At 74.3% G+C, this 17,356-nt stretch carries 16 protein-coding genes and 1 pseudogene; 6 read left to right on the forward strand and 11 right to left on the reverse strand.

Features of this window, described 5'->3' with window-relative positions; translation table 11 throughout:
• Positions 1-58: 58 nt before the first annotated feature.
• A pseudogene (locus BJ999_RS28705) lies at positions 59-892 on the reverse strand (citrate/2-methylcitrate synthase).
• Between BJ999_RS28705 and BJ999_RS28710 the strand changes: the two are divergent.
• From BJ999_RS28710 to BJ999_RS28730, 5 genes are all read left to right on the forward strand, one after another.
• Positions 833-1,831: a homocitrate synthase/isopropylmalate synthase family protein gene (locus BJ999_RS28710; RefSeq protein ID WP_229810096.1), complete on the forward strand. Its 999-nt coding sequence runs from the start codon at positions 833-835 to the stop codon at positions 1,829-1,831. The pseudogene BJ999_RS28705 and the gene BJ999_RS28710 sit on opposite strands and share 60 nt — an antisense overlap.
• Before the next feature lie 47 nt (positions 1,832-1,878).
• A complete protein-coding gene (locus BJ999_RS28715; RefSeq protein ID WP_179836151.1) occupies positions 1,879-3,252 on the forward strand; it encodes an SWIM zinc finger family protein in 1,374 nt (457 codons plus the stop codon).
• The gene (locus BJ999_RS28720; protein WP_179836152.1) at positions 3,249-5,894 is read left to right on the forward strand and encodes a DUF6493 family protein; all 2,646 of its coding nucleotides are present in this window, start codon (positions 3,249-3,251) and stop codon (positions 5,892-5,894) included. Before BJ999_RS28715 ends, BJ999_RS28720 begins: the two co-directional genes overlap by 4 nt.
• 110 nt (positions 5,895-6,004) lie before the next feature.
• Positions 6,005-6,547, forward strand: a complete 543-nt coding sequence (locus BJ999_RS28725) for a methylated-DNA--[protein]-cysteine S-methyltransferase (RefSeq protein ID WP_179836153.1) — start codon at positions 6,005-6,007, stop codon at positions 6,545-6,547.
• Between the two features lie 67 nt (positions 6,548-6,614).
• A complete protein-coding gene (locus BJ999_RS28730; RefSeq protein WP_179836154.1) occupies positions 6,615-7,190 on the forward strand; it encodes a TetR/AcrR family transcriptional regulator in 576 nt (191 codons plus the stop codon).
• Here BJ999_RS28730 and BJ999_RS28735 read toward each other — a convergent pair.
• The 7 genes from BJ999_RS28735 to BJ999_RS28765 form a co-directional block, all read right to left on the reverse strand.
• Positions 7,187-8,101, reverse strand: a complete 915-nt coding sequence (locus BJ999_RS28735; protein WP_179836155.1) for an oxidoreductase — start codon at positions 8,099-8,101, stop codon at positions 7,187-7,189. The genes BJ999_RS28730 and BJ999_RS28735 overlap by 4 nt on opposite strands.
• 148 nt (positions 8,102-8,249) lie before the next feature.
• Positions 8,250-8,738 carry a glutathione peroxidase gene (locus tag BJ999_RS28740; RefSeq protein WP_179836156.1) on the reverse strand — a complete coding sequence of 163 codons (489 nt, stop codon included), beginning with the start codon at positions 8,736-8,738 and terminating at the stop codon, positions 8,250-8,252.
• Between the two features lie 111 nt (positions 8,739-8,849).
• Complete coding sequence (locus tag BJ999_RS28745; RefSeq protein WP_179836157.1) at positions 8,850-9,005, reverse strand: hypothetical protein; 156 nt, start codon at positions 9,003-9,005, stop codon at positions 8,850-8,852.
• 169 nt (positions 9,006-9,174) lie between these two features.
• Positions 9,175-9,333: a hypothetical protein gene (locus BJ999_RS28750; protein ID WP_179278923.1), complete on the reverse strand. Its 159-nt coding sequence runs from the start codon at positions 9,331-9,333 to the stop codon at positions 9,175-9,177.
• 85 nt (positions 9,334-9,418) lie between these two features.
• Positions 9,419-9,712: a hypothetical protein gene (locus tag BJ999_RS28755; protein ID WP_179836158.1), complete on the reverse strand. Its 294-nt coding sequence runs from the start codon at positions 9,710-9,712 to the stop codon at positions 9,419-9,421.
• Positions 9,713-9,776: 64 nt separating this feature from the next.
• A complete protein-coding gene (locus BJ999_RS28760) occupies positions 9,777-10,943 on the reverse strand; it encodes an LCP family protein (RefSeq protein WP_179836159.1) in 1,167 nt (388 codons plus the stop codon).
• Positions 10,944-11,212: 269 nt separating this feature from the next.
• Entirely contained in the window at positions 11,213-14,755 is a 3,543-nt protein-coding gene (locus BJ999_RS28765) for an AAA family ATPase (protein ID WP_179836160.1), read from the reverse strand.
• Between the two features lie 222 nt (positions 14,756-14,977).
• Between BJ999_RS28765 and BJ999_RS28770 the strand changes: the two genes are divergently transcribed.
• Complete coding sequence (locus BJ999_RS28770; RefSeq protein ID WP_179836161.1) at positions 14,978-15,331, forward strand: STAS domain-containing protein; 354 nt, start codon at positions 14,978-14,980, stop codon at positions 15,329-15,331.
• A 31-nt stretch (positions 15,332-15,362) separates the two neighbouring features.
• Here the strand turns inward: BJ999_RS28770 and BJ999_RS28775 are convergent, their stop codons facing one another.
• From BJ999_RS28775 to BJ999_RS28785, 3 genes are all read right to left on the reverse strand, one after another.
• Complete coding sequence (locus tag BJ999_RS28775) at positions 15,363-16,136, reverse strand: SGNH/GDSL hydrolase family protein (protein ID WP_179836162.1); 774 nt, start codon at positions 16,134-16,136, stop codon at positions 15,363-15,365.
• Between the two features lie 115 nt (positions 16,137-16,251).
• Entirely contained in the window at positions 16,252-16,866 is a 615-nt protein-coding gene (locus tag BJ999_RS28780; protein ID WP_179838887.1) for a GTP-binding protein, read from the reverse strand.
• A gap of 34 nt (positions 16,867-16,900) precedes the next feature.
• A complete protein-coding gene (locus BJ999_RS28785; RefSeq protein WP_179836163.1) occupies positions 16,901-17,356 on the reverse strand; it encodes a DUF742 domain-containing protein in 456 nt (151 codons plus the stop codon).

Here is a 17,356-nt window from a genome sequence, read left to right on the forward strand (position 1 = left end):
TGAGCCTACCCCCGGCCCCACGGCCCCCGACCGCGACCCCGGCCCGGCGCGCCGGCGGTCAGGCGGGCTCCGGCCCCACGTAGACCGCGCGGGGGCGCAGCGGGCCGCGCCGGCCGTACTCCTCCAGCGCGTGCGCGAGCCATCCGGCGGTGCGGGCGACCGCGAAGACGGCCTCGCCGGCCCCCGGCACGAGCCCGGCGACGGCGCCGAGCGCCGCCAGGGAGAAGTCGACATTGGGCGCGGGCAGGCGGAGCCGGGCGGCCTCGGCGAGGACGGCCTCGGCGGCGGCGAGCCGGTCGTGGCCGGGCGCCGCGGCCCGGACGAGGTCCATGAGCAGCGCGGCGCGCCCGTCGCCGGACCGGTAGACCGAGTGCCCGAACCCCGGGACGCGCTCGCCGCCGCGCAGCCGCTCCCCGATCACGCGGGCCGCCGACGCCGCCTCGGCGACCTCGGCGATCAGGCGTTCCGCGCCTTAGGACGCGCCGCCGTGCAGCGGACCGCTCAGAACCCCGAGCCCGGACGCGACGACCGCGTGGGGATCGGCGCGCACGGACGCGGCGACCCGCGCGGCGACCGTGGAGGCGGCCAGTTCGTGGTCGGCGAGCAGGATCATGGCGGCCTCGAACGCGCGCAGCGTCCCCGCGTCGCCGGGCGGGTGCGGGCACAGCCGGTTCCAGAGCCGCTCGGCGATCGGCCCGGTGCCGGCGGACGGGCCCGCGGCGGGCAGGGCCTCGACGAGACCGGCGATCAGGGCCCGCCCGGTCGCGGTGACGCCCTCGGGATCGAGGTGGTGGCGCAACGGGTCGGTCGCGGCGAGCGCGGCGACGATCAGGTGGAGGCGATCGAGCGGGAGGAGGCCCGGCGGCAGGCCGGACTGGGCCGCGACGGCCACGGCGACGCCGTCCGCCCTGGCCCGCCAGGGCTCCTCAACAAGTTCCGGGGCCGCCTCGACCGGGACGCGATCATCCGGGAGACGGTCGCGGCCGTCCGCGCGGCCAAGGCGGGCGGCGCGCGGACGGTCGGGGTCAACGCCGAGGACGGCTCGCGCACCGACGAGGGATTCCTCACCGAGTTCGCGCTCGCCGCGAAGGAGGCCGGGGCCGACCGGGTCCGGTACTGCGACACGATCGGCGGCGAGACGCCGGAGCGCATCAGGGAGCGCTTCGCCAAGCTGGCCTCCGCGGTGGCGATGCCGGTCGAGACCCACTGCCACAACGACCTCGGCATGGCCGTGGCCAACTCCGTCAGCGGCGCGCTCGGCGACCTGGACGCCGGCCAGGACGCCTGGATCAACACGTGCGTGAACGGCATCGGCGAGCGTTCCGGCAACGCCGACCTGCTCTCGACGATCCTGGGGTTCCGCCACGGCTTCGGCCTTGAGGAGCGCGCCGAGTTCGGCGATCCGATCGATCTGGCATGGGCGCGGTGGTTCGCGCCGTGGGCGGGCTACGCGTTCGGCCGGCCGCTTCCCTACAACCAGGTCGGCGTCGGGCGGAACGCGTTCGCGCACGAGTCCGGCATCCACGCGGACGGCGCGCTGAAGGACCACGGCAACTACGAGCTGTACGACGAGGCGACCCTCGGCGCCTTCCCCCGCGACTGGCACGCCCGTCCCGGCCGGGTCGTGCTGACCGGCGAGTACGGCGGGAAGGCCGGCTTCCGGCACGTGATGGACGGCCTCGGCGTCGAGCCCGCCGACGAGGACCTGGCCTTCCAGCTCGTCCAGCTCTGCAACGCCCAGACCGGCCGGCCCCTGACCGACGACGAACTCCGCCTCATCGCCGCCCACCCGCGCGAACTGGCGCTGCTCTTCCCGGGTCAGATCACCTGATCCCAGATTCGGCCTGATTTGTCAGCCCGAAGCTCTACGTTTCCGGCATGGCGAGCAGCACGGTGGCGGCAGGGGCCGCGCAGTCGTACCGGTACACGAGGCCTTCCGGGCTGGACGAGGGGCTCCTGGGGCTCTCCACGTCCGGCGGGACGACGAGCAGCGGGCCGCAGGCGCATCCGCACTTCTTCAGCGGCGTGCTCACGCAGGCCGCGGCCGCGGCGGCGGGCCTGCTCGCGCTGGCCGACGTCGCGCAGACCCGGTACTTCCAGCCGCGTCCCACCTCGTTCCGGGACCCGGTCGTCACGTGCAACGGCGACCGGATCCGGATGGAGTCGTTCTCCGCCTGCGGCGGCGTCTACGCGCGGCTGGACGTGCTGGAGGCGGCGCTGGACGGCGAGGTCCACGAGCGCGGCACGACCAACGTGGACGTGAACGGGCCGCTGCGCGAGGCGCTCGCCCGCGTGGGCGGGTCCGATCCGCTGCACCTGGCGGTCGGCGCCGGGGAGATGGCCGTCACCACGATGGACGGGGCGGTCGTGGAGAAGAAGGTCCCGCTGCCCGACCGCTGGCTCCGCGGCTTCGCCGAGGTCCAGGTCATCACGGCCGGGTTCGACCCGCGCGGGGAGATGAGCGGGCCCGAGGCGGTGCGGTTCCTGCGGTCCCTGCCGCGCGGGGGGCGCGAGCCGCTGTGGGTCGTCCCCGCGGGCCGGACGCTGCGGGTCGCGGCGCGCCCGTCTCCCGGGGCGGTCTGCCTGGCGGGGGCCGACCGGCTGCGGACGATGCTGCCGCTCCTGCGGTTCGCGAAGGCGCTGCGCGTCTACGGGCCGCCCGTCGCCGTCGGGAGCGGACCGGCGTCGAGCGTCTGGGAGCTGGAGCTGCCCGGCATGCGGTACGTCCTGACGCTGTCGCCGCAGCATTCGCGCGGCTTCTCCGGGGAGGGCGCCGTGCTGGACGCCGTCTCGACCGACGAGGCGGCGGGGGACGCCGACCTGCTCGGCGCGCTGCTGTCCTTCGAGCCGCGGGTGGAGCCGGGCCTGCTGGCCGAGCGGTCGGGGCTTACGCTCGCGCGGACGAAGGCGGCGCTGGTCCAGCTGGGGACGTCCGGCCGCGTCGGCTTCGACACCGCCGAGGCCGCGTTCTTCCACCGCGAGCTGCCCTACGACCCGGCGCGGGTCGCCGACCTCAACCCGCGGCTGCGTTCGGCGCGGGAGCTGGTCGCGCAGGGCGCCGTGCGGTTCACCGCCGAGGACGCGGCGGTCGTCCTCACCGACGGAGGCGAGCGCCAGGTCCGCTTCGACGGCGACCGGGTCACCTGCACATGCCCGTGGTGGTACGACCATCGGGGCGAGCGCGGCCCGTGCAAGCACGTCCTCGCCGCCCGCATGGTCCGCCGCGAGGCGAGCGTGGAGGCGGCCCGATGACCGTCCCCGCGGACGACCTCCAGAAGGCGCTCGACGCCGAGGACACGAAGCAGACGGCGCGCGTGGTCGCCGAGCTCGACGACGACGCCCGCCGCGCCGTCGCGAAGGGCCTGCCCGACCGCCTGAAGGCGATGCGGGCCGCGTCGCCTCACGGCGAACTGAGCCATGAGACGGCGCAGCCGCTGCTGGTCGCCGGGGCCGGCACGCTCGGCGGTCCGGCGGCCGCGGCCGCGTGGCTGTGCCGCCGCGACCTGCGTCCGTGGTGGGCACCGGACGGCCACTCCCGGATGTGCGCGGCACTGTGCGAGGTCACGTCCGCACGCCCGGACGAGTGGCGCGCCGAGGTCGCCCGGCGCGTCGCCGCCCGGATCCGCGTCTCCGACCGCGAGACGATGCTGTGGCACATCGCCGCGGCGCTGGCCGAGTCGGCCGGGGCGGTCCCGGACTCGGACGGATTCGTGGTCGGCTGGGTGGCCGAGCGCGACCTCCCCGACGCCGACGACCCCTTCCTGGACGCGCTCGTCCCCAAGCTGTTCGAGGTGAACGCGGTGGGCGGCGCCCTCGCCGAGGACGAGGCGAGGCTCCAGTGGGACGGCGCCCGCAGGCGCACCTGGGCCGGCGCCCTCTCCGGCCTGGCCGCGAGCGGACGGCTCGACCGCGCACTCCTGCTCGACGGCTGCGTCAGCCGCTTCCTGCGCGGCGGCACCGCCCGCGACCTCCGCTGGTTCATCGCTCTGCACGACGCGCTGGAGCCCACCGAGGACGAGACGGCCGCCCGCGTGCGCGACTACGTCCGCCTCCTCCCGGCCGCGCCGTCGACCGTCGCCGGCCTCGCCCTGCGCCAGGTCCGCCGCGTCGACGACCGGGACGGGCTCGACGCCGCGCTGTTCGGCGAGGCCGCGGACGCGATGCTGTTCCGGCCCGAGAAGAAGCTCGTCCAGGCCGCCCTGACCTGGCTCGACCGCACGGCCCGCAAGCGCGACCGGGTCGACGCCACGCTGCGCGCCGTCACGGCCGTCTTCGGCTCCGACGCGCTCGACCTGCGCGAACGCGCCGTCACGGTCGCGGCCCGGCATTCGGGCCACGCGAGCGGGGCCGTCCACGAGGAGGTCCGTGCCGCCGCACGCGACCTGCCGGCCGTCCTGCGCGAGCCCGTCGCGGCGGCGTTCGGCGCGGTCGAGGCCGCCGCCGCTCCCGAGCCGCCCCCGGGCCCGCCGCCCTTCACCCCGCGGGAGGCGCCCGCCCCGATCGGCTCCCTCGACGAACTGGCCGAGGAGTTCGCGGTCCTGCTGCGCGGCGCCGAGGAATGGCGCACGTCCGAACGGTTCCTGGGCGCGCTCGTCGAGTTCGCCCACCGCGACCCGGAGGCGACGCGCGCGGCACTGCAGAAACCCGCCGACGACCTCGCGTCCTGGATCACCGACACCGATAACCATGCGTACATGCGCTCCTACGTCCGGGCGAGCTGGATCGCGTTCCCGGTGCAGAGCCTCCTGCGCCCGCCGAAGTCCCCTGGCATCGTGGAAGCGCTGGCCTCGCTCCTGAAGGGAAGGTCCCGCAAGTCCGGGACGGTGTTCGAGCCGCAGATCGAGCGCTTCCTCACCCTGCGCAGACACGAGATCGCGTCCGCGGTCGGGAAGGCGCCCGTCCTCCTCGCGACCCCGACCGAGGGCAGCGGGCACGTCGACCCCGGCGTCCTGGTCGCCCGGCTCGAGCGGATCGAGGCGGCGGGCGCCGAGCCGGGGCGGGCCGACCTCATGCAGGCGATGCTGCGCGTGCCCCGCGAGATCGACCGGGCGGCCGCGGCACGCGCGAGACGGCTGGAGTCCAAGGGCGGCAAGACCCTCGCGGTCTGGCTGGAGGACGGGGGCCTCGCCGACCCCGCCGTCGAGTGCGCGATCCTCGACAAGCCCCTCGCGAGCGTCCGCGGCCGGACGATACGGCTGCCGACCCGCGTCCTGTCCACGGTGGACGTCCCCGGCGACTCCGACATCGCCCACCTGTGCGCCTTCCCCGAGGACGGCTGGACGGACTTCGGGACGCCGGGCCGCGTCGCGTCCCGGGGATTCTGGCCGTCGGTCCTGCCGTCCCACCGCGAGGTGACCGCCGCGCATCTCGTCCCCTACCTGGCGGGCGCGGGCGAGGACGACCTGGACCAGGGCGCCGTCATGCTCGACCTGGCCGAGGCCGGCGGGCCCACCGGTGCCGCCACCGGGACGCTGCTCGCCTGCGCGCTCGCCCACCGGAGCCAGAACGAGCGCGCGGACGCCGTCGAGGCGCTCCTCGTCCTGAGCGCCCGGGGCGACCTGCCGGCGGCCGAGACGGGCACGGCGCTCGGACGGCTCGCCGGCCTGAGGCGCCTCACCCTCCCCCGCGCCGTGAAGGCCCTCACGGCGGCCGCCGACGGCGGCGGGCACGCCGGGGTCTGGACGATCCTCGCCGCGGCGCTCCCGCACGCGCTCCCCGCCCCGGGCGAGCGCGCCGTGACCGGGGTGCCCGACCTGATCGCCCTGGCGACCCGCCTGGCGGAGACGATCGGCGCCAGGGGCGCCGTCCCGGGCGTCCCTGACGTGGCGTCCCGCGGCGGCTCCAGCCGCCTGGTGAAGGAGGCCGCCCGCCTGCACCGCACGCTCGCAACGTGAGGACGCCCGGCGGTGTTGACAGAGGTACCGATGTTGACGCGAGCACCGGCGCCGACGGGAGTGTCGGTCCGGTGTGGCACGCTGAGCGCGGTGGGAAGGAGCGCTGAACGATGACCGAGACCCTGGCGTTCGGCACGGTCGACACCGTGCTCGGCCGCCTGCTCGTCGGCGAGACCGAGACGGGGGTCGTCTCGCTGCACTTCCACGACACCCCGGCCGCGCGTGCCCGCACCGCCAAGGCGGCGGGGCTGCCCGTCGTGGACGCCCCCGCCCGCCTGGCCCCCGCCCAGGCGGCCCTGCGGGACTACTTCACCGGCGACCTGAAGCACTTCGAGCTGCCCATCGACTGGCGGCTCACGTCCGACGTCCAGCGGCAGGTGCTGTCGACGCTGTACGAGACCGTCCCCTACGGACAGGTCCTCACCTACGGCGACCTCGGAGAGCGCAGCGGCACCGGCGTCCACGCCCAGGTCATCGGCCAGGTCATGGGCAGCAACCCGATCCCTCTGATCGTCCCCTGCCACCGCGTCGTCGCCTCGAACGGGCTCGGCGGCTACAGCGGCGGCTCCGGCGTCGAGGTCAAGCGCTGGCTGCTCACCCTCGAAGGGTCCGTGCCCGCCACCCTGGACTGGGACATCGACCGCGGGCCGTGACCTGCCGGCCACGCGCCTGTCGCCGGCGCACATACCGACAGCGGGTCGGCAAACCTAGAATGGGCGCGTGCCGAAGATCAGTGAGGCCACCGTCGCCGAGCACCGCGCGCGCCAGCTGCGGACCCTGCTGGACGCCGCGCGGGACCTGGTCGCGCAGGAGGGCATCGACGCGCTGTCGCTCGCCGCGCTGGCCCGGCGGGTCGGCCTGTCGCGGCCGAGCCTGTACGAGTACTTCCGGTCGAAGGACGACCTGGTCGCGGCCGTCGTCGAGGAGGAACTGCCCCGCTGGGCGGCGGTCGTCGAGGACGCGCTGAGCGGCCCGGCCGACCTGGACGGCAAGGTCGAGGCCTACATCAGGGCCCAGCTGGAGGTCATGACGGACGGGCGCCACGCCGCCGCCGTCGCGCTCGTCGAGCACGCCCTCGCCCAGCCCGCGCTCGACCGGATCCGCACCGGTCACGCGCAGCTGCTGCGCCCGCTCGCCGCGGCCCTGGAGGAGGCCGGCGTCCCCGAGCCCGCGCTGCGCGCCCGGCTGATCCAGGGACTGGTCGACGCCGCCGCCGTGATCGCGCAGCGCGACCCGTCCGGCGCCGAGACCGTCGTGGCCGCCACGCTCGCCCAGGCGGTCCGCGGGCTGCGCTAGGCGGCCGCGCCGGCGTACGTGACGCCCGTGAGGGCCTCGGACACCTCCCAGAGGCGCTCGCCCAGGCCGGGACGGTCCGCGTGCCGGGGCGTGACGACTTTCGCCGGGGACCCGCGGTACTGCAGCAGGCGGGGGCCGTAGCAGGCGCCGCCCCGCACGTCCGGCGCCGTCGCGGCGTAGAGGGACGGCAGCGCGCCCGCGGCGGCGGACTGCGCCATCACCGCGTTGCCCAACCCCGTGGCCTTCTCCATGAGCGTGTTGCCCTGCATGCGCGGCCCCGTCTGCTGCAGGTTCGTCGCGGCGTAGCCGGGGTGGGCGGCGACGCTGGTCACCTCGGAGACGCGCCGGTCCAGTTCCTTGGCGAAGACCAGGTTGGCCAGCTTGGCCTGGCCGTAGGCGGTCCACTTGCGGTACCGGCGCTCGCCTTGCAGGTCGTCGAAGGCGATACGTCCCGTCCAGGCGAAACCCGAGGTGACGGTGACGACCCGGGCGGACGGGGCGGCGCGCAGCGCGGGCAGCAGGAGGCCGGTGAGCGCGAAGTGGCCGAGATGGTTGGTGCCGAACTGCATCTCGAAGCCGTCGGCGGTGGAGCGGCGCGGGATCGCCATGACCCCGGCGTTGTTGACCAGGATGTCGAGGGGCGCCTCGCCGTGCCGGGCCGCGAACTCCCGCACGGACGCCAGGTCGGCGAGGTCCAGGGAGTCCAGGGCGAGGTCGGCCTGCGGCGCGGCGGCCCTCATCCGCTCCATGGCGGCCCCGCCGCGTTCGGCGCTGCGGCAGGCCAGCACGACGGACGCACCGTGCCGGGCGAGCTGGAGCGCGGTGTGGTAGCCGATGCCGCTGTTGGCCCCGGTGACGATCGCCCGCCGCCCGCGCAGATCGGGGATGTCGCCGGCCGTCCATCCGCCCATGGGGCACCTCCACGTCATATCGCGAATCCCACAAGTTAGACGTGCCCTCGAATACGAGGCAACGTCCGCACGATGTGGCGCGATTCACACCCGGGCGAACGCGCCCCCCACCCGGGGGGCGCGCCCGTCCGGAGGGCGCAGTCCCCGGTCAGGCGGGAACGGTCTTCTCGATGGCGGTGACGACCTCGGCGGACTCCGGCTCGGTCTGGGGTGCGAAGCGGGCCGCGACGGCGCCGTCCGGGGCGATCAGGAACTTCTCGAAGTTCCACCGGATGTCGCCGGTGTGGCCCTCGGCGTCGGGGACGCCGACGAGCTCCCGGTACAGCGGGTGCCGGCCGTCACCGTTGACCTCGACCTTCTCGGTCATCGGGAACGTGACCCCGTAGGTCGCCGAGCAGAACTCGGCGATCTCCTCGGAGCTGCCGGGCTCCTGCCCCATGAACTGGTTGCAGGGGACGCCGAGGACGGTGAAGCCCCGCCCGGCGTACGTCTCCTGCAGCCGCTCCAGGCCGGAGTACTGCGGGGTGAGGCCGCACTTGGAGGCGACATTGACGACCAGGACGGCCTTGCCCCGGTACTGCTCGAGGTCCGCGGGCCCGCCGCGCAGGCCCTCGATCTCTACGTCGAAGACAGACATGCGGCCGATCCTAGGAGATCGCTCCGCGGATCGGCCCCGTCCTCGCCGCTGACGCCGCCGGCGGACGGGTGGTTCCCGCCGCCGACCGCCCTCACGCGCCCAGGGCGCCGGTTACTTGCCCAAGGCGTTCACGAAGGCCGCGAGCTGGTTGCCTGCGTTCCCCAGCTCGTCGAAGGCGTTGTTGACCACTCCTGCCGCATCCGTCGGTGAGCTCAGCAAGTAGAAGATGACGAAGGCGATCGCCACATAGCGGAGGTTCTTCTTCATCCGTAACGCCGTCCCTGTTCGTAGCGCGCGACACAATCGACCCGATCCCATTGTGCCCAGCCGCGTCTGCCCGCAAAGCGCGATTTTACTGTGACGCGCGGGCAACTGCTTGGTGGCGTCGCGAAGAGAAGCCCCGAACCGGCGGGGCACGGGGCCCGGGAACCGTCGGTCAGTTCGGGATGGCGCTCATGAACTGCGACAACGACTCGGCGGCGTTGCCGAGCCCGCTCAGGGCGCCGTTGACGAGATGCGCCGCCCCCTCGGGCCTGCTGATGACGTACCACGCCGTGAAGGCGATGGCGGCGATCTTCATGTGCTTCTTGTTCACTTCAACCACCCTCTGCGGTCGATCACTTACTCTCAGTGATTCCCCAGGGTGGCCGAAGAGAGATCAAGAGGGGACAAAGAGCAGGTCAGGTCCCCTTGGCGTGCCGGTGGAGGTAGTCGATGTAGAAGGGCCGGAGGGCGTCGGCCATCTCGCCCTCCCCCGCGTGCGTGAACTCCTCCAGCAGCGACAGGCCGTGGACGAGGTCGAACTCGGCGCGGTCGACGTCCCCCGTGGCCGCCGCCGCGGCCGGGATCGCGCGCAGCAGATCCCACAGGAAGCCGACGTCGTACCGCTCCTTGGCGAGACCCATCGCTCGCTCGTACAGCTCCTTGGACGTCAGCTCGTCCAGATTCCCGCCGTCCGGCGTCTGTTCGGACATGGCCCGACTCTAATCGAGCATCCGGCCCGTCGCCTCGCGCAGGGCGAGGCGACGGGCCGGTCCGTCACTTCGTGATGACGTTCGAGGGGATCTCCTGGTCCTGCTTCAGCGCGCCGAAGAGCGTGGCCGCCTTGGACCTGTCCCAGGTGATGTAGGACCCGGCGGAGGCCGAGCTTCCGGCGCCCCCGATCGGGACGGTGGTCGTGACGCCGTTCCCGCCGCTGACGCCCTTCATCGCCCACATCATGCGGGCCAGGTCGTACAGGTGGTCGCCGTCGTCCACCAGGAAGTTGCTGGTGGCGTTCATGGCCAGCGGGACACCGCGGAACGGGTTGAGCATCGTGCCCGGGCTCGTGGCCTTCTTCATCAGCGCGCCGAAGAACTGCCGCTGGTGCTCCACGCGTTCGAGGTCGGCGCGGGCGAAGGCCCGGGTCCGGACGTAGCCGAGCGCCTGGCCGCCGTCCAGCGTCTGGCATCCGGCCTTGAGGTTCAGGCCCGCCTTGCGGTCCTTGATGTTCTCCTTGACGCAGATGTCGACGCCGCCGACGGCGTCCACCACGCCCACGAAGCCGCCGAAGCCGATCTCGGCGTAGTGGTCGATGTGGAGCCCGGTGGCCTTCTCCACGGTCTGCACGAGCAGCTTGGGCCCGCCGAAGGCGAAGGCCGCGTTCAGCTTGTTCGAGCCGTGCCCGGGGATCGGGAGGTAGGAGTCGCGCGGCAGGCTGATGAGGGACGTCCCCCCGGAGCCGTAGTGCAGCAGCATCATCGAGTCGGTGCGGCGCCCGGAGGCGAACCCGGTCGCGAGGCGCTTCTGGTCGTCCTTCGACAGCCCCTCGCGGCTGTCGGACCCGACGACCAGCCAGTTCGTCCCCGGCGTGTCGGCGACCCGGCCCGCGTAGTCCACGAGGACCGACTCGCGCTTCAGCCGGGAGTCCAGGTAGAAGTAGCCGCCGACGACGACCACCAGGAGCACGGCGACGAGAGCGCCGAGCACCCGCGGCCAGCGCCTGCGGCGCCGCCGCCGGTAGGGCGCCCCGCCGCGGGGGCCGCCGCCCTCGTCGACCCGTCCCCCGGCGAGCTGGTCGCCGGCGTACGGGTCGTCGTACGGGTCCCCGTAGGTGTCCCGCCCGTAGGCGGCGTGGTGGTGCTCCGCGCGTGCGGAGTTCTCCCTGCTGCGCCCCACGCGGTCGCCCTCCTTGCGTGTCCGGCCCTGCGGCCAGCCGTCGGTCATGCCGTAGACCCTAGACAACCCGGGCGTGCCGCGCGTCCGTCCGGCGCATGATTGTCCACACCAACAAATCACCGCGCTCTGTGAGAAAAGAAGCGGACACCATCCCCCTAAAGGCGCACACTGCCCCTGGCCGGTAGTACGCGCGCAGGGCGGCGAGGTCACCGAGGAGGGCGACCACGCCGCGCTGATGGCCCTGGACGGCCTCTACGCCGACCTGTACTCCCTCCAGGCGGCCGCCTACGGAGCCGCCTGGGTGGAAGAGGCCCGGCTTAGATATAGAGGCCGTAGCCTCCCTCATCCTCGCGGGGCGGGGCCTCGGGAAGGTCCTCGGGGCGCAGCAGCGCGACCTCGGCCGGGTCGATCTCGCCGGCCGCCGCGTCCTCCTTGGCGGTGATGCGCTGCGCCTGCCGGGAGATCGCCGCCTCCAGCAGGTTGCGGACGAGCCGGGCGTTGCCGAACGAGGAGCCGCGCGGCTGGGCCGCGACGAGGCGGCGCAGCTCCTCCAGGATGCCGGGGGCGAGCGCGAACCCGTCCTCCGCCGCCATGAACTCGAAGATCGTGACGAGTTCGTCGTCGGAGTAGTCGGGGAACCGCAGCCGCTTCGGGAACCGCGACTTCAGCCCGGGGTTGGCGTCCAGGAAGCGCTCCATCTCGGCGTCGTAGCCGGCGACGATGACCACCAGGTCGCCGCGGTGCTCCTCCATCAGCCGCAGCAGCTCGGCGATCGCCTCGTGGCCGAAGTCGCGCCGGTCGCCGCCGCCGGACGCCAGCGTGTACGCCTCGTCCACGAACAGCACGCCGCCGAGGGCGCGGCCGACCGCGTCCCGCACGCGCGGCGCGGTCTGCCCGATGAACTCGGCGACGAGGTCGGCGCGGGTGACCTCCACCAGGTGCCCGGACGACAGCAGGCCGAGCCGGGCGAACACGGCGGCGATCAGCCGCGCGATCGTCGTCTTGGCCGTGCCCGGGCTGCCGGCGAACACCATGTGCCGGGCCGGGGGCGCCGGGGAGACCTTGGCGTCGCGCCGCAGCTGCTCGGCGCGGACCTCGGCGACCAGCGCGGCGACCTCCCGCTTGATGTCGGCCAGGCCGATCAGCCGCTCGACCTCCGCGAGCGGGTCGCCGGGGACGTCGTCGCGGCCGCGGGTGAGGGTGTCGGGGACGTCCTCCGGCAGGATCACGTCGAGGGACTCGTCCTCGTCGACGATCCCGTCGGCCAGGACGCGGCGCCCCTGCATCGAGACGGCCCGTTCGAGCAGGTTCGTCATGATGCGGACGTTGCCGACCCCGCGCTCGCGCGGCGCCGCCTCGACGAGCGCGCGCACCTTGTCCAGGACGCCGGGGGCCAGCTCGAACCCCGAGTCGGCGGCCTTGGCGGTGAACACCTCCACCAGTTCCTCGTCGGTGAGGTCGGGGAAGCGAAGCGTGCGGGGGAAGGCGGCGGCGAGGTCGGGGTGGGCCTTCAGCAGCCCGTTCATCTCCGCCGCCGGACCGGTCAGCACCACGACGAGGTCCTCGGTGTGCGCCTGGACGCTCGTCAGCAGCACGTCCAGCACCTCGCGGCCGCGCGCCGCGTCGGCGGCCGCCGACACCAGGGCGTGCGCGTCGCGGACGACCAGGACGCCGCCGTGGGCCTGCTCCACCGCCCGGCGGACGCGCAGGACGCTCTCGCTGGCGTACTCGCCGAGCAGGTCGGCGCGCTCCACCTCGACCAGGTGGCCGGACGACAGCACGCCGAGGTCGGCGTAGATCCGGCCGAGGATCCGCGCGACCTTGCCCTTGCCGGTGCCGGTGTTGCCGGTGAAGACCAGGTGCCGCAGCCGGGTCCGCGCGGTCATGCCCGCCTCGCGGCGCAGGCGGGCGGCCTTGGCCTCGGCGATCAGCGCGTCGACCTCCCGCTTGACGGGCTCGATGCCGACGCAGGCGGCCAGCTCGGCGAGCGGGTCGGATTCGGCGGGACGGCCGGCGATGAGTCGCTGCGGCAGGTCCGCGGCCGTCACCTCCAGGGGTTCGGCGTCCGTCCCGTCCTCCCGGGCCCGCCGGTCCGCCGCGGCGACGGCCTGGCCCGCCATGTGCTCCACCAGCCGGGCACCGCGCAGGTTCAGCATCGGCGGGGTGCGGCGGAGCATGGCGCCGGCGTCCGCGGCGACCTCCGCCCCGGCGCGCGCGCCGCGCCGCGCGACGGCCAGGGTGAACAGCTCGGCGAAGTCGTCCTCGGCGAAGTCGCGGGTGCGGGCGACGTCGAACGCCCGGACCAGCGCGGGGTTGGCGTCGAAGAGCCGCCGGTCGCCGCCGGGGCGGCACAGGGCGACGACGTTGAGGGACGGCGAGCGCGCCATGAGGCGCCGCAGTTCCTCGGCGGCGGCGGCGCCGCACCGCTCGTGGGCGGCGAGCTTCTCCAGGTCGTCCACGACCAGGAGCATGCGGCCCTCCAGGCAGTCGCGGACGCGGGCCTGCAGCCACAGGACGGCGTCGCTCACGCCGAGCGAGGCGAAGACCTGGTCGGAGATCCAGAGCGCCTCGCGGACGGCGCCGCCCTCGCCGAGCGCGCCCTCGACGATCTCGGCGGCGGTGCCCTTGCCGGTGCCCTCCGGGCCGGCGACGAGCAGCCGGACCGGCCGCTGCCCGGCCAGCCGCGCCGCCACCGCGTCCTGCAGCGCCCGCGACAGCTCCGGCTGCCCGACCAGCGGCGGCCCGCTCTCCTCACCGGGCTCGGCCCGCTCCGCCGCGGTCCGCGGACCGTCCTCGCCGGAACCGAACTTCAGGGTGTTGAAGACCCGCCGCACGGTGAACAGCCGCCGCAGGTCGGCCTGGAAGGGGCGCACCGGCACCCGGCAGCGCGGGCTGACCGGCGCCTCCGGCAGGCCCTGCACCGCGCCGGTGAACCGCACCGCCATGTCGAGCCAGGCGCGGGCCGCGTCCGCCTCGCCCGCGACCAGGCCCCGCGCCAGCCACGCCCGCACGTCGTGCTGCCACGCCTCGGCGGCGAAGCCCTCCCGCGCCGCGCGGAACCGCTCCTCCACGTTCTCGTAGCGGGCGGTGCCCAGCACGACCGCCAGTTCGGCCGGGACGACCGCGGCGTCGGCCGCCAGCAGCAGCCGCGCCAGCGCCACGTCGGGCTCGCCGGAGTCGGCGACGGCCCCCGCCAGCCCCTCGTGCGCGGCGTCCAGCCCCTCGCACACCCAGCCCAGGTAGCCCACCGGCCCGGCCAGTTCGGGCAGGACGGCCAGCTCCTCCTCGGTCAGGCCGGACACCCAGAGGTCCTCCAGCCGCCGGTTGGGGACGGTCATGTTCGCCTCGCGCAGCGCCGGGTCGGCGGCGCGCCGGTCGAACAGGTCCATCACCGCCCGCCGGCGCCGCTCCAGCGGTTCCAGGCCCTCGAAGACGTCCAGCCCGGCGCGCGCCAGCTCGAACATCACCGCGCGCCGCTCCCGGTCGTCCCCGGCCGGCTCGGGCAGCCACAGGCCCGGCGGGCGCCACCGCCCGCCCTGGGTGAACCACGCCACCGGGTCCCGGACGGCCGACTCGGGCGTCGCCAGGAACGCCGACAGCAGCTCGTAGTCCACGTCGCCGCGCGACCCGCCGCGCACCGCCGACGCGCCCAGCAGGAACGTCAGCAGCGACCACTGCTCGGCCCCCGCCGCGCTGGTGTCGCTCCCGTAGAAGTCGCTGAGCTGCCGCGTCAGCACGATGGCGCGCTGGTCGGTGTTGTAGGCGACCGCGCGCTCGCGCATCTCCTCGTACAGACCGTCAGGCACGCGCCAGGGACCGTACGCGTACACGTCGAGCACCGGCTCCTCAGTGAGCAGCACTTCGAGATGGTCTGGCAGCCGGGGGGAACTCACCTGGGGTCGTCTCCTACGCAGCGGATCGTCGAGGCAATCACATCCGACAAGCACCTTACGGCGCGTCACGATCACGCACACCCCCGTTGCCGCGGGTTGGCAGGCGGCCCGGCGTCCGCGATAGTTGTCGAACGGAAACTATTCGCCGGACGATTCCGGCCAAAGCAACACACAAGAGGGGAACCCCCCGTGTCACCTTTGGAAGTCACCACACGGCCCGACGGCGGACGCGCCGTCCTCAGGCTGTGCGGAGAACTCGACGTCGCAGGCTCGGAGGAGCTGCGCGTCCACCTGAACGAGGCCCGCCGCGAGCACGGCGACCACCTCGTGCTGGACCTCACCGACCTGGAGTTCATGGACTCGGGCGGCCTCTCGGTCATCGTCGCCTGCTACAAGGCCGCCACCGCGGCGGGCGGCAGCCTCGTCCTCGCCGGCCCCCGGCCCATCGTCCGCCGCGCCCTGGAGATCACGGGGCTGCACCGGCGCATCCCCGTCAAGCGGACCCTTCAGGAGGCGCTGGCGACCGAGCCCGACCGCGCCTAGGGCGGGCACGGCAGGCGCGAGCGGCCCCGCCCTAGAGCGGGAGGGGGGTGGGGCGCTTCGGCCCGCGGCCGTCGCCGGAGGAGCGGCCCGTGGCCCGGCGGCCGATCCACGGCAGGAGGTAGGCCCGGGCCCAGTGGACGTCCTCGCGCCTCATCGTGAGCCAGTCGGCACGGTCCAGGGGCGGCCAGGGCTCGCGCCAGTCGCCCTCGACCGGGATGCCCACCGCCCCGGCGACGTAGAGCGCCATGCGCCGGTGCCCCTCGGGCGACAGGTGGAGGCGGTCCTCGTACCAGGCGCGCGGGTCGTGGAAGGCGCGCAGCGGCCACAGGTCCACCACCGAGCAGCCCCGGTGGTCGGCGATCGCGCGCAGGTGCATGTTGTAGGTGGCGGCCTTGCCCCGGATGCGGCCGCCGGAGCGCAGCCCGCGCGGATCGAACCCGGTGAAGACCACCACGCGGGAGCCGGTGGCGCGCAGCCGCCGGACCGCGTCGTCGAACACGACCGCGGCCGCGTCGGGGTCCGCGCCGGGACGGATCATGTCGTTACCGCCCGCGCACAGCGTGACCAGGTCGGGCGAGAGGCCGACGGCGATCGGCACCTGGTCGTCCACGATCTGCCGCACGAGCTTCCCGCGGACGGCGAGGTTGGCGTAGCGCAGGCCCGGGTTCAGCACGGCGATGTGCCCGGCGAGCCGGTCCGCCCAGCCCCGGAAGACGTCGGTCTCGCCGGGGTAGGGGTCGTTCAGGCCCTCGGTGAAACTGTCGCCGATGGCAACGAACGTTCCGATCTTCTCCACTTCGCTCATCGCAACCCCCACCGCGGATTCATGCTCGATCACGACGAACCATCATGCATCGTGCACACGACCTACGCGACCGTAGCCGGGGGCCGGACCGGGCCGCGCCCCCGTGCGCCGCGGCTCAGGTCCAGCTCGGGGACGTGGTGCCGAGCTGCCCGCCGGGCGCGCCCGGCGCGGGGGCGGAGGCGTGCGCTCCGGCGGCGTGCACCGTCATCGCGTGCTTGACCAGCATGATCAGCACCTGCTTGGTGGACTCGCGGCTCCGCGCGTCGCACTGCACGATCGGCACGTGCGCGCTGATCGACAGGGCGTCGCGGATGTCGTCCACGGCGTACTGGAACTCGCCGTGGAACCCGTTGACGCCCACCACGAACGGCAGGCCGAGCTCCTCGAAGTAGTCCACCGCGGCGAAGCAGTCCTCCAGCCGGCGGGTGTCGACCAGCACGACGGCGCCGATCGCGCCGCGGACCAGGTCGTCCCACATGAACCAGAAGCGGTGCTGCCCGGGCGTGCCGAACAGGTAGAGGATCAGCTCGCTGTCCAGCGACACGCGGCCGAAGTCCATCGCGACCGTGGTGGTCGTCTTGTCCGGGACGGCCGACAGGTCGTCCACGTCGGCGCTGGCCGCGGTCATCACCGCCTCGGTGGTGAGCGGCATGATCTCCGAGACGGAGCCGACGAAGGTGGTCTTGCCGACGCCGAAGCCGCCACCGACGACGATCTTGACCGAGGTCAGCTCGGTCTCCCCGCCGTGCGGCCCCGGGACCTGGTCAGAGCTTCCGAAGGCCACTGAGCACCCTTTCTAGCAAGCGGAGGTCCGGCTGTCCGCCGGCGGTGGTGGGGGACTGCGACTGGTGCAGCCGTAGCAGTCCCTCGACGGCCATGTCAGCCACTAGGACCCGCGCGACCCCGAGCGGCAGGCGCAGCAGCGCGGACACCTCGGCGACCGAGCGGGCCGACCGGCACAGATCCATGATCGCCCGGTACTCCGGGGTCAGCACGGCCACGTCCCGCGGCGGGTAGGGCGCGGCGGTGACCAGCGCCTCGATGGCCAGGTCGTAGCGCGGCCTGGTGCGCCCGCCGGTGACCGCGTACGGGCGCACGAGCGAGCTGCCATCGTTGTCGTCCCGCTCGGGGGGTCGGCCCTGCACGGGGACCCGCCCCTGGTCACCCGGCCAGCGGCCGCCGCCTCCGGGACCGCCCCCGAAGGGACTGCCTCGATCCAT

This window comes from Actinomadura citrea, from assembly GCF_013409045.1.
In the GTDB taxonomy this organism is placed as follows: domain Bacteria; phylum Actinomycetota; class Actinomycetes; order Streptosporangiales; family Streptosporangiaceae; genus Spirillospora; species Spirillospora citrea.